We start from the raw sequence: 13,538 nt of genomic DNA on the forward strand, positions 1-13,538 counted from the left end.
GCCTCCGATGGCTCTGAGTAATCACATATGAAACGCCATGCAACCCATTCAATAAACGAATTACCCACAAGCCCCCTGCCCTTCAAGATCCACAAGATTTAGCTAAACTATAACTTGGATATCGCCTGGTCCGTCTCGCATATCGTTCGGACTTCATCGGGATATGAAAGCCCATTCATCTCAACACCGCGTGCATCATGCAAGATCAATCACCATCAACATCATCACCACTACTTGTGGTCGTTACGAATCTTAAATCACCGACCTCACAAGACGGACATCCAATCCTGACGCAAAAATTTGTCGACGGTGTACATCAGTATGCATCCCATTGGCCTGGACCCGTGCGTGTACTATGCCAACCAACAGAGGGCAAAGATTCTAATCTCGACCATCATATATACACCCCTGATTCCCTTACGTTTGAAGTATGTACAGTTCCGTTCACAAAACAAAATCTAAGAAAACACCTCAGTGATGCCTCTGTGGTGGCGTCCGGATTTGATTATGACAAAGTTTCATTAGCACCATTGTGTGAAGCGATAAACATTCCACTGGTCTACATCACTGAATATTCCACACGAACTCAGCTTCAAATCATGCGCGCCGATCGGCCAAACCGATTGCGCCGATGGCGAGGCTATCAGTGGGTTTTATCGCAACGTCATCCGAAAAACAAAGCACTCACAAAAGCAACAGCGATACAATGTAACGGCACACCGACATGGCAAGAGTATATGCCGCTGAATAAGAATCGCTTGCTGTACTTCGATACACGAGTCACGGAAGACATGTTAAGTAGCCATGAAACGATCCGAGCAAGGCGAAATGACGATGCTCCTTTGCGTCTGCTTTTTTCAGGGCGATTAATCCCAATCAAAGGAGCACATCAATTACCGATATTTGCGCGGCATCTACGACAGATGGGCATAAAATTTGAGCTAAAAATCTGTGGAGATGGAGAGTCAGTACCGGTGATTCAAAAGTTGATCAAACAATATCAACTTTCAGATTGTGTTGAGCTAAATGGCTATCTCAACTTTAAAACAGAATTGCTGCCACTGGTGAAGTCGTGGGCAGATCTGTTTGTATGTACGCACTTGCAGGGCGATCCATCATGTACTTACCTTGAGACTTTTTCCTGTGGTACGCCGATCCTCGGATACAACAACCAGGCTTTTCAAGGATTGCACGACCTCACACAAATCGGCTGGACCGCACAGATAAATCGCCCCAAGAAACTTGCACGGATATGTGCGGAAATTGCAAACGATCGGCCTATGCTCTACGAACATGCCCACCGCGCTTTGGATTTTGCGGCAGAAAACACATTTGAAAAAACGTTCCGCAAACGTATCGAACATCTCCATTCGCTAATTAACTCTGATCCGATTCCACAGAAGGTTTCAGCCAACTAAACCTCTACTTCGCGATCCCGCATTCCCATGAGATATAAGATCCCGTCCAGTCCCATTGTCGACATACGGTGCTCAGCCTTTTCTCGCACAAGCGGCTTGGCATGAAACGCAATGCCCAACCCCGCCGCGGCAAGCATCTGTAAATCATTCGCACCGTCGCCAACAGCAATCACCTGCTGCATATTGATACCTTCACTTTTTGCGATTTCATGAAGCAGTTCCGCTTTACGTTCCGCGTTCACAATCTCGCCTTTCACACAACCGGTCAGTTTGCCACCCTTCTCCTCAAGCTCATTGGCACTAACATAATCCATGCCAAGTTTATCCTGTAAAAATCGGCCAAAAAAAGTGAAGCCGCCCGAGAGGATTGCGGTTTTGTAACCGTATTTTTTGAGATTGCTCATGAGACGTTCCGCTCCCTCGGTAAGGACCAGACGCTCAGCGATTTTCTGCATGCAGCTGACTTCCAATCCTTCAAGGCATTTCACACGTTGAATGAGACTTTCATTAAAATCAATCTCACCTCGCATCGCGGCTTCAGTCACTGCAGAAACTTTCTCACCCACGCCCGCCTCTATTGCAAGCTCATCAATCACTTCGTGCTGAATCAATGTCGAGTCCATATCAAAGGCAACAAGGCGACGCGATCTCCGGAAGACGTTATCTCGTTGCCATGCGATATCCATATCAAGTTCATGTGACAAGCGAAGAAACTCACGTTCCATGGCCATCAGATCATCGGGTTCGCCGCGTACCCAAAACTCCACACAAGCGCGCGTGTCTTTATGCTTATCAAAATCCAACAATTTCTTCCTGCCAGAAAGCCTGTGAATCACGTCGATATTCATGCCTTGCTCAGTGACCACACCCGTCACAGCACTCATCATCTTCGCACTCATTCTTCGGCCAAGCACAGTCAGGATAAATCTCGCTTTACCTTGCCGCCCTACCCATGCTTCGTATTCTCCCTCAGCAATCGGACGCATGCGGAGAGTCAACTCAAGCTCGTGAGCCGCATAAAGCACGTCCTTTAATGCACCTTTTTCGCGGCCATCACCGGGCAACATCACCATGAGCCCGAGTAGCAAACTGCTGTGAATCACCGCTTGGTTCATATCTAGGACTTCAACGCCGTGGTCCGCAAGCACGCCAGTCACCTTGGCTGTAAGCCCGGGGCGATCTTCACCTGTAAAACGTAGCAAGACTATCTCACCCATGGTCATTCCCTTCACAGACATGTTTGAGCCCGATAAAGAAGGCCAAACTCTTTCTTTTGCCACTCCTGCAACATACGATTCTCGCCGATACAGAAGAAATCTGTAGAAGTTGTACCAGAACCTGCGACCTTGCTCCATCGCAACACCCAAAACTCACGGTTCATTCAACAACTAGCTCACTACTATTCAGGTGCAAGCCTATGTACACCATTGCGATTCATGTCCCAATTTTTATTCAGGGCAATGAACTGCTCATTGCAACCGATTGGAAACGTTCCTTGTATCTTCTTCGGGATTCACTCGAAGGTAAGCTTGGACCAATCCATGTAATTGCACCGCACCGCCATGCCCAACACGCAGAACAGATCTTGGAGACGCTGGATAAAGATTCTGATATCACACTCACGCCATCCGTACCACGGAACATCCGCACACGCGAGTATTGGCTGAAACATCGTAAGCAATGGCTCACGGACGTCACACAAGTTATCTCCAAATCGAAATTTGTTCACACTGGATGCGCGAATCCGTTTCGGCCATTCATGTTCGATGCGCTCAAGATTGCTGTTGCGCAAAACAAACCAACATTGATCACGCGCGATACGGACACTGTGTTACAGGTAAAAGAACTAGTTCCTGAGGATACAACCACTCAGCGACTTGAAAAAAGCCTGTACCTGTACCTGTTCAATCGCAATATGAACTGGGCCGTCGCTCATGCATCGCTATCATTGCTTAAAGGCGAAGCTCTCATGAAACGTTATGGTGACAAAGCGAAGAACGCCAAGGAGATTCACAACACCAGCTACTCAATCAAGAATGTCATCCCAGAAGAAAAACTACATGAGCGATTAAAAACGCTTGAATCCCCCCGGCCACCACGTTTGGTTTATTGCGGTAGATTCGAGCCACGAAAAGGTGTGCTTGATTCGTTGAAACTTATTCGTCATGCAAGAGATCAGCACGACATGATCCTTCACCTCGACCTCATCGGGGATGGCGAGCAACATGCAGAACTTGAGGCCTATGTGCGAAAACATCATCTTACGGATCAGGTTCATTTCGTGAACAAAGTGCCATATGGACAGGGTTTATTCGATATACTTTATACCTACGATGCTCTGCTTTTCACACCGGTGGGGGAAGACACCCCGCGGATGATTTTTGATGCTTATGCAGCAGGCTTACCGTTGATCGGTTCAGACATTTCATACAACATCGGTCGCGAGAAAGATGATCATGCAGCATTGATTCTGCCGCGTAACGACCTGCAAGCAGCATTAGCTAAAATAAAATCGCTCTATGACAACCCGCAAAAATTAATCTCACTTAGTCTTGAAGCTAGAAAAGCGGGGCTTAAGCATACTGCAGAAAACTGGTACAAGAAACGAGCCGCTTGGACGCTTGAAGCTTATGAGAAACACATACGATCTACACCATCAAAAAACTCTGCCGCCTAAGACAGAGTTTTAAAACTTCAACATTAAGAAGAACACACGAAGCCTTATCGCTTCTTGCGTTTCTTCTGCTTAAATTTACTTTTCTGCTTGGTGCTGCCTTTGGCTTTACCCATACCACCTGCACCCATGCCGCCAGCCATTGCCGCAGGCCCCATACCGGCCATCGCTTTTACTTTGTTCATCATCCCGCCTCCACTGAGTTGCTTGGACATGGTACTGACCATCTCAAAGCCCTTCACCAATTGCGAAACATCTTTCTGATCAGTGCCGGAACCACGAGAGATGCGGCGACGACGTGAGTTATCGAGGAGGTCGACATCTTTACGTTCCTGCGCGGTCATGGATTGGATGATCGCCTGAGTACGATCGATCTGTTTCTCATCCATGTCGAGACCTTTGAGTTGATTGCCGATACCGGGGAGCATGCCGAGAAGTGATTTCATAGAACCCATCTTACGGATGGTTTGAAGCTGTTTGAGGAAGTCGTCCATAGTGAGCTTCCCTTTCTCCATTTTCTCTTGGAGAGCAAGAGCTTCTTCTTCAGAGACTTGTTCCTGCGCTTTCTCAACAAGACTGACCACATCACCCATACCAAGAATACGGCTGGCAATACGGCTGGCATGGAACTCCTCGAGCGCATCAAGTTTTTCACCGACACCGATGAACTTGATGGGTTCGCCAACGATTTTCTTGACGGTAAGGGCAGCGCCGCCACGAGTATCGGAGTCGAATTTAGTAAGCACCACACCGTCGAGTTCGAGCTGCGAATGGAAAGCTTTAGCAGAATTCACTGCGTCCTGCCCAGTCATCGCATCAATCACAAGATAGATCTGATGCGGATTAACGGCAGTGCTAACGCGCTTGAGTTCGCCCATCAATTCATCATTCACATGCAATCGGCCAGCGGTATCAAGGATCAATACGTCCATGCCGGCGCGTTTGGCTTCCTCATAAGCACGCTTAGCGACATCGACAGCCACACCGACAGCTTTGCCATATTCCGCACATTTTTCTTCTTCACCATAGAAGACCGCAGAGCCTGGCCCTTCAGCTTCGGTATTGACTTGATTAACGAGGACTTGCAATTGCTTCACAGCAGCAGGACGTTGAAGGTCGCACGCAGCAAGCATGGTTTTCTTCCCACGCTTTTTCATGTACGCCGCCATCTTGCCACAAGTGGTTGTTTTGCCGCTGCCTTGTAGGCCGGACATCATGATGACGGTTGGGCCGGGCTGCATGTACATGATCGGCTCAACTTCAACAGGACGGCCTTCTTCATCGAGCGCTTCATCGCCACCAAGCAGCTTGACCAACTCATCGTGGACAATCTTGATCATCTGCTGACCAGGCTCAACGCTTTTAAGCACATCCGTCCCGAGCGCCTCAGTCATAACTGATTCGCAAAACGCTTCAGCCACTTCATAATGCACATCCGCTTCGAGCAATGCTTCACGGACTTCATCCATACTCTCACGAACATTGCTTTCCGAGATCGTTGCCTGTCCCGATAGCTTGCGGATCGCACCTTCAAATTTCTCACTCAAGTTACCCAGCATTAGTTTATCTCCAGATCAGATGGCCTAACCATTGATTAGGCATTGTTCTTCATGTATACAAAACACCACCACGAGATCGTCTCGCGCATCGGTCGCACCCAGAGTGTTGTTAAAACCGCAAAACCAGAAATGTCATACCTTGATCGGAGGTGAGGATATTCTAGCGACAAAGGCTGGTTGCCACCAGTATCCTGCCGGCGGATTGAATCTTGAAGCTACACCGGCGCCAACCACCCTCCATCCACCACCAATGAAGTCCCCGTGATCCACTCAGCATCATCACTTGCGAGAAACACAGCGGCTCGCCCAACATCGAATGGCTTACCAAACCGAGGAAGCGGCGTTCGCTGCTTTGCCATCTTAATCGACGCTTCAGTGTGATAATCCTGCAGTGGTGTCTCAATAAAACCCGGACAAATCACGTTGACCGTCACGCTATCAGGCGCTAGTTCAACAGCAGTATCACGCGTCATATTCACTAGTGCAGCTTTCGTTGCGGTATATGAAGGGCCCCCACCGCCGCCATATGCTTGCTGTGACGAGATGTTTATCACACGGCCATACTGCGATTGTTTTAAATGCATCATCGCAAACTTGGTCACCATAAACGTGCCAGTCAGATTGATATCCACCACGCGTTGCCACTCCTTGATGCTGATGTCTTCCATATTCTTTGGCACCAGTATCCCCGCATTGTTTACAACAATATCAATCCCGCCATATGCCTTAACCGTTTTCTCAATCAGACGCTTCACGTCCTTTTCGGAAGAAATGTCTGCTCCGAGAAACACAGCTTCACCATTAGCTTCTTTAATCGCCTCTGCAGTCGGACTTTTATCAATACCAAACCGCTGACCAACCTTTGGATTCTCACTCACATCCGCAACGACAACCTTTGCCCCTTCGCCACCCAACTCCAACGCAATACCTCGGCCAATACCGCTGCTGGCACCTGTAACAATTGCAACACGATCTTTTAATAGCATGACAAATCCTCACACACCCAATGCGTGTTTTCACACCATAACGCTTCATAATCCTTGCATCATCACACGCAAGAGTCATGTCCAGATATGTCCTGAATTAACAGGCATGCCCCTTAGCAAAATCATTCAGCGTCAAGATCCACACCTGGATGCTCATAGAAATGGACGGCCATTGAGCCGTAATGATGCGTTTTCGCAGGACCCCAACCATCAACCAGCGGCGGATCACACAACTCCGGCAATCTGAGAATCACGACCCCTTCTTCATGCACAACCTCTGATAGCTTACTCATCATTTTCACGACACGTTTGCGTTCCTCAGGTTCAGACCCGTCCTCAGCAATCGCCATCATTTTGTATGGCGGGTCCACAAACGCCATCGCATATTGCTTCTCGCGCAACATCCCTATCCAACTCACGCCTAACGCACTGGCCTGCAGCACCTCACATCGATCACCCGCATCGACCGTTTCAATGTTCTGTTTGAGCCGATCCACTGCATCACGATCCATGTCCACAAATGTTGCCCAGCGGGCCCCGCGCGACAGGCATTCAAGCCCCATACTGCCAGTACCGGAAAAAATATCGAGCACTGGCCCTGCAGGCAGATCACTCTGATCCATTTCATCAAGTGCCGCCGCGGCATCGTCCGGAAGCAAACCCATCGACCACAACCGATTGAAAAGGTTTTCCTTTACGCGATCAGTGATCGGCCGCGTGGTTTTCTCATCCGCCGGGCCGATCAATCTACGCCCACCATAAATACCTGCAATAATTCTCATGACGACATTATAGTCATCCTCGAGCTAATCCTCATATCTCACAATCCCGCGCTATTCCCACTTCATACCCGGCATCGTCTCCGCCGCCTCCCAAAGCGAAGCGATGTACGCATTCTCTTGCGTGCTCAGGTTCGCTTCCGCTGCACTCATCGCCTCCATCCATGCGGCTTCATCCCCAACATCCTCCCATGCCTTCATCTCCGCCATCGTCTCAGCAACATAAGCTTCAACAATCCGCTTCTTCTCGGCAGATGATTTCGCAAACACAAATGCTCGTGCGGTCTGCACCTCTTCCCACGCATCTATCTGCACCACTACGGCCAGCCCATGTTTCTTCACCAGCGATTTCTGTTCTGTCAAGCTTAGTTTTTTGGTCATCTCACTAGCTATCCGCAGGTAAGTTTGCTTGGATTCATGATCCAATCCTTTAAATGCATCCGAGCCAATCACTACAACAGCATCTTGAGCATTCTTTGGGATGGCAGGTTTACTCACCGGAAGTACTCCGCCAAATACCCAGAAATATAACATGACATCCACACACAAAAATACCATCACAAACGCGGTCCAGAATACGATCTTCTTCCGCTTTATTCCGCCCTGTTGATTTTGTGATCGCTTCTTCTTCATATCAATCATTAACCTCTACACAGAATCTCTGATATCCGAATACACCTACTCCACTGTCAAATCTTCTGCCTTTAAACCTTCTACATGCCCATCAGCAAATAGCACGTTGTAATCCTGATGTCGATCCACAATCTTCAACTTCGTACCATCAAATAACTCAATCGCTGCCGGCTCAAGATCATAGCTCAGCCACACCTGGCTCTCATTGATATCACCCCACTCTCTCAAATCACGCATCAAATCCAGCATCCTTTCCCCACGAAAAAATAATTCGTAGGCATAGCTAATTCCACAAACATCAAACAACACATCATCGCCGGGGCAACGGTAGATCTCGTTTCTACCAGCCTCGTCGAGCACCAAGTATTTCTTTAACAACGTGGGCAATCCGTCCCGCCTATCACCAGCCGCAACAGGCTTGGGCAGAAACCTCGCATTCGGCAAATACTCCTTGTAGTCATCCAGATACAGGCGCACCCCCACGCCCATCTGCCGCATATTATTCTTACAAGCCGTGGAAATTGCTCGCCCTTTCGCCATCGACAGTGCTGGCAGCAAAATCCCCACAAGCAGGGCAATAATCGAGATCACTACCAGCAATTCAATCAACGTAAAACCGCTGCTTTTTCGACATTTCATCATTCAAACCTTCCACTAACAAATGGCTCAACCTGATCGCAGCCAACAGTACACGAAATCAGTTCCTCGTGAATGCCGTTACCCGGGAACAGGTTTAGCCGACATCTGATTTTTTCTTACAACTACAAATCCCAGATAGCCCCTTGAACCTATGCACCAACCTTCACACCCCACAATTCTTCCCTTACAATACCCACCATCTCAGATAGCCGACCCTCACACCCGCGGAAGGAGCCGCACCCATGTCCAAGATCAAAAACAAACGAAAAGCTGGCAGCAAAAGCAAGCAAAAGAAAACCAAACCTACCCTCGCCGACAAAGCAGACAAGTACAATCTCTATCAGCAGTCCGTACAGGAGCCCGAGCACGAAGTTGAGTTCTTTGACAGTGTTTACGAACAAGAATTTGATAAAAAGCCTAAAACCCTCCGCGAAGATTTCTGTGGCACGCACGCTGTCTGCTGCGAGTGGGTCAAGCTCGGTAAGGATCGCACCGCGCTCGGTGTCGACTACGATGCTGAATGCCTCGAGTGGGGTATCGCCAACAATCAATCCAAACTTAAAAACGAACAACGTACCCGCATCACCTTGCTAAAAGATGATGTCCGTACCAATGGCAAAGATAAATATGATGTACTGGCTGCTCAGAATTTTTCGTTCTGGATTTTCAAAACACGTGCCGAAGTACTTGAGTACTTTAAGAAGGCCCACAAAAACCTCGCCAAAAAAGGCATGATGGTGATGGACATGATGGGCGGCGGCGAGTGTTACGAAGCACAAGAAGATGTCCGCGACATCAACGGCTTCGAATACGTCTGGGACCAAGACTACTACAATCCCATCAATCATGACGCTTCGTTCTACATCCATTTCCGCTTCAAAGACGGATCAGAGATGCGCAAAGCCTTCGAATACCATTGGCGATTCTGGACCATTCCCGAAGTCTGTGAACTGCTCGAAGAAGCTGGCTTCTCCAAGTCCGAAGTCTTCTGGGAGGGTGAAGATGAAGACGGCGAGGGCGATGACAATTGGGAAACCGTCGACGAAGCCAACCCCGATCCCTCATGGATCTGTTACATCGTTGCTTATAAATAGTACGAAGTAAATAACTTTCAATCCAAATCAACATACCACCAAGCCTGCGGTTTCCATGCCGCAGGTTTTTCGTATTACATCAATTGTGTTATTCATCAAGATTCTTCTTCCTGAAGGACCGATACAATTTAACATGCCCGTCCCTAATCTCACCACCGGCAACATCCAACGCGCCATCCTTCGCATGACCTTCCTGCTCATCCCCGGCATGATCTCCCTCGTCATCCTCAACCTCACCGACACTTTCTTCGTCGCACGCCTCGGTACTGATCCACTCACCGGCATTTCCTTCACCTTTCCCATCATCTTCCTCGTCGGACAGGCCTCCCTCGGACTCGGCACAGGCCTCACCGCTTCCGCTGCAGCGGCCATCGGCCGAAAACGTCATCACCTCGCCCGCGCACAATCCTCTATCGCCATCACACTCACCTTCACACTCACCGCGTTCCTCATTCCCATCCTCATCCTCATCGACCGCCCTATCCTCAAACTTCTCGGCGCAAACAATCTTCCACTCGAACTTGCCGAATCCTACATGACCGTCTGGTTCATCGGCATCCCTTTCTTTGTCACCACCATCATCGCCAACGCCGCCATCCGCGCGACAGGCGATACTTGGTCATCCTCCATCCCTATGATCGTCGCCGCCATCATCAATGTCGTCCTCGACCCACTCCTCATCTTCGGGCTCCTCTTCTTCCCTAAACTAGGCATCACCGGTGCCGCCGTCGCCACCGTCTTCTCTCGCTTCATCGCACTTCTCATCGCCCTCCACTTCCTCTACCACAAATCGAAACTTCTAGGCCGCCCGCCTCTCATCATCAAACACATCATCTATAACCTCCGCCAAATCCTTCATCCCGCCATCCCCACTACCATCATGAAAACCGTTCTCGCACTTTCCATCTCCATTGTCACCGCCATCATCGCATCCTTCAGCGAAGATGCCGTCGCAGCCTATGGCGTCGGCGCACGCTTCCAAGCTTTCTTCGCGCTACCCACTGTCGCGCTCTCCATCGTCATCCTCGCATTTGCCTCCCAAAACCACGCAGCCAAACAACATCACCGCGTCAAGATCGCCTTCCGCTTCACACACCAACTCGCCATCGCATGGGGCATCTTCTCCCTCATCCTACTCAATCTTTTCGCTGTACCACTCACCAATCTCTTCACCCAAGACCCCGAAGTTCACCGCGCACTCATCGATTTTCTTCGCATCGCCCCGCTCGGCTATGCACAACTCGCCCTCGTCATCATCATCTCGAACGAACTCGTCGGCATCGGCCGCCCATATGCCGGCGCAACCATCGGTCTCCTTAAGCACGTCTTCCTCTACGCACTTCTCATCTATCTCGGTGGGCTCCTTCTCGGCATCCCCGGACTCTTCTGGGGCATGGTTGCCACCAACACCATCATCGCAATCATTGCCGCCATTTACCTTCGTCTTACTTTCAAACCTTCAACCACACCACAAAAAAACATCCTCATGTTTCATGAGGATGATCCAACGAATCCTTAATTTATATTGAAAACTATTCCTTCGGCTTAATCCACACACTTGCCCCACCACCGGGAGCTAATTTAATTTTAAGCTTTCCACCAACCACTACCTCGGCATCATATACTTGGTATGGATTTCTGTTCGTTTGAAAGTTTGCATCATCAGCATCACCATATATCCTTGCGGTATACTCATCTGCCCCAAGTTTCGATACATCAATCGCAACTTCCCGAGCGACTTCATCGGTCAACGCACCAATAAACCATTCATCTCCAGACCTCCGCGCAACAACAATATAGTCGCCTGGCTCACCGCTCAATACTCGGCTTTCGTCCCATTTCATCGGCAGCTTCTGCACAAACTCGAACAAATCCATCCGTGCTTCATACGCCTCCGGCACATCCGACAAATTCAACACACCCGTAAAGTAAACCACACATCTCGCAATCTGTGCTGCGGCAGTTGATTGAATTTCTTTACGCACATAACGTCGCTCCGTCGAACCTTCTAATGCGACAATCCCCGGCGTTTGATCTACTGGACCTGCAATCCCACTGATGAATGCAGCCGTCGCGTGATACTCCGGCGTTGCCATTCGCGCGCCATCTGCCAACGCATGTACAAATTCGCGGCCCACATAATGCGGCCACTTCCGTCTTAGCCCCGTTGGCTTAATCGGCTCATGCACGTCATACATGATTTGATACTTACGAGCCATCTCTAGCATTTGCATATCAGCCGACACATTCTTCTGATTCGCATCATAGAGAAAACCATTCTTAATCCCATCCACACCCCATGCTTTCAAGTTCTCAAAAACCTTTTCGGTTTCATACCGCGAAAGCTCTGGATGATTAAAGTACAACCACAAATCAACACCTGATTCTTCCGCATATTTTGCAATCTTCGGCATATCCACTGGCCCGGTCTTCCACCAATCCGCAGGCGGCATGTCCTTCACCTTCTTTGGATGATACCAGCCGGCATCAATCATAAATCCGTCCAAGCCCAATCGCTTTGCAGCATCCACGTACCTAATGCACGTTTCCGTGTTTAAATCATAATCCCAGCCTTCAACTTTCGCCCCTCTGCCCCGCCAATCCCAAATCAATTTACTCGGCTTCACCCATGAAAAATCCATCTCACTCGCAGGCTTCTCATTCAAATTCAAAATCACATTCGATGTCACCAAATCCCCTGCCTCATCACCAACAAGCACTACGCGCCAAGGTGTAACAATCTGCTTGCCCAGTCCCGTCACTTCACCGCCGCCAATATCTGCCACAAACCCATAAAGTCCATCATCCGCAACACTCTTCACAAAGCATGGACCATACCCATCTAGACCCGCTTCATGAATCGCAACCCAAACATTATCCGCCTTCTTCACGATCACCGGCGTCGTCACCTTCACTTCCCGCGCCCCGCGCTTCGTCTGCCGCACCATCTTCATCTCACTGATCGGCTTCCCACTAATTGCCTGCATCCCCATCCTTACAAATCCCCAGCTCGTATAGTCCCCATCAAACATAAACCGAGTTCGCTCATTGCTGGCTACAACCTTGCCATCCGCCGCACTTCCTTCCACCTCATATCGAAAACCAAAACCATCTTCAAAAATGCGCACACGCACAATCATTTCTTCCCCTGCTCGATCACCTGAAATTTTCTTCACCCGCACCGCATTATCACTGTATACACTCTTCACCTTTTTCTGTTCACCCCACAACATCTCCCATTCATCCTCAACAACCTCACCAGACACTTCAAAAACTTCCACCCCGCCCTCACCCCATGCCACGCCATCCACCGTCAATCCCAACGGTGACTCCTCAATCACACGATTCCCCTTCCAATCACATGCATACCACAACGCCCCTTCCTCCGTTGATCCAATCACAACCTTCAACTCCCCCCCAGGCCCTGCCATCCCTACTGTCTTCGTATTTCCAACCACTTCACCAAAACCACACGCCAAAAACATCAACGTACACAAGATCAATCGCATCACATTCCTCGTTTTCAACAGCCACTGAATGAACAGCAACATCATCTATAGCATTGTTAACCAAAAAGTAAGCCACACCACATACGTACCCAAGAATACAGTATTCGCAAAACCAATAACAGCACTTTTTCGGAGCGATCCGAATTTTTCTTCCATTTGCACACTTTTCATCTCAATCCTATTCCTTGCTATGATATCTCGCAGATTAACCCCCGCCGTCAGGCTCCTCATCCTCCCTATCCAAACA

11 protein-coding genes are annotated in these 13,538 nt (G+C 49.1%); 4 read left to right on the forward strand and 7 right to left on the reverse strand.

The genetic code is table 11. The features are described 5' to 3' along the window. The first annotated feature begins 197 nt into the window (after positions 1-197). Positions 198-1,418 carry a glycosyltransferase gene (locus ACQ6WK_RS14655; protein ID WP_432798130.1) on the forward strand — a complete coding sequence of 407 codons (1,221 nt, stop codon included), beginning with the start codon at positions 198-200 and terminating at the stop codon, positions 1,416-1,418. Here the strand turns inward: ACQ6WK_RS14655 and serB are convergent. Continuing rightward, entirely contained in the window at positions 1,415-2,635 is a 1,221-nt protein-coding gene (serB, locus tag ACQ6WK_RS14660; RefSeq protein ID WP_432798131.1) for a phosphoserine phosphatase SerB, read from the reverse strand. The genes ACQ6WK_RS14655 and serB overlap by 4 nt on opposite strands. A 200-nt stretch (positions 2,636-2,835) precedes the next feature. Between serB and ACQ6WK_RS14665 the strand changes: the two genes are divergently transcribed. Beyond that, positions 2,836-4,095, forward strand: coding sequence for a glycosyltransferase family 4 protein (locus tag ACQ6WK_RS14665; protein ID WP_432798132.1), 1,260 nt, complete (start codon positions 2,836-2,838; stop codon positions 4,093-4,095). Between the two features lie 44 nt (positions 4,096-4,139). Here the strand turns inward: ACQ6WK_RS14665 and ffh are convergent, their stop codons facing one another. From ffh to ACQ6WK_RS14690, 5 genes are all read right to left on the reverse strand, one after another. Next, a complete protein-coding gene (gene ffh / locus ACQ6WK_RS14670) occupies positions 4,140-5,651 on the reverse strand; it encodes a signal recognition particle protein (protein ID WP_432798133.1) in 1,512 nt (503 codons plus the stop codon). Positions 5,652-5,866: 215 nt separating this feature from the next. After that, entirely contained in the window at positions 5,867-6,637 is a 771-nt protein-coding gene (locus tag ACQ6WK_RS14675; protein WP_432798134.1) for an SDR family NAD(P)-dependent oxidoreductase, read from the reverse strand. A gap of 122 nt (positions 6,638-6,759) precedes the next feature. Further along, on the reverse strand, positions 6,760-7,419 hold the full coding sequence (locus tag ACQ6WK_RS14680) for an RsmD family RNA methyltransferase (protein WP_432798135.1): 660 nt from the start codon (positions 7,417-7,419) through the stop codon (positions 6,760-6,762). Between the two features lie 51 nt (positions 7,420-7,470). Further along, complete coding sequence (locus ACQ6WK_RS14685) at positions 7,471-8,049, reverse strand: hypothetical protein (RefSeq protein ID WP_432798136.1); 579 nt, start codon at positions 8,047-8,049, stop codon at positions 7,471-7,473. 45 nt (positions 8,050-8,094) lie between these two features. Further along, a complete protein-coding gene (locus ACQ6WK_RS14690; RefSeq protein ID WP_432798137.1) occupies positions 8,095-8,691 on the reverse strand; it encodes a prepilin-type N-terminal cleavage/methylation domain-containing protein in 597 nt (198 codons plus the stop codon). Between the two features lie 239 nt (positions 8,692-8,930). Between ACQ6WK_RS14690 and ACQ6WK_RS14695 the strand changes: the two genes are divergently transcribed. Further along, a complete protein-coding gene (locus tag ACQ6WK_RS14695; RefSeq protein WP_432798138.1) occupies positions 8,931-9,782 on the forward strand; it encodes a class I SAM-dependent methyltransferase in 852 nt (283 codons plus the stop codon). 55 nt (positions 9,783-9,837) lie between these two features. Beyond that, positions 9,838-11,301 (forward strand): MATE family efflux transporter, encoded by a 1,464-nt coding sequence (locus ACQ6WK_RS14700; RefSeq protein ID WP_432798139.1) that lies wholly within the window; start codon positions 9,838-9,840, stop codon positions 11,299-11,301. A 13-nt stretch (positions 11,302-11,314) separates the two neighbouring features. Here the strand turns inward: ACQ6WK_RS14700 and ACQ6WK_RS14705 are convergent, their stop codons facing one another. Continuing rightward, the gene (locus ACQ6WK_RS14705) at positions 11,315-13,291 is read right to left on the reverse strand and encodes a glycoside hydrolase family 97 catalytic domain-containing protein (protein ID WP_432798140.1); all 1,977 of its coding nucleotides are present in this window, start codon (positions 13,289-13,291) and stop codon (positions 11,315-11,317) included. Between the last annotated feature and the right edge of the window lie 247 nt (positions 13,292-13,538).

This window comes from Poriferisphaera sp. WC338 (assembly GCF_050931845.1).
Taxonomy (GTDB): Bacteria; Planctomycetota; Phycisphaerae; order Phycisphaerales; family Phycisphaeraceae; genus Poriferisphaera.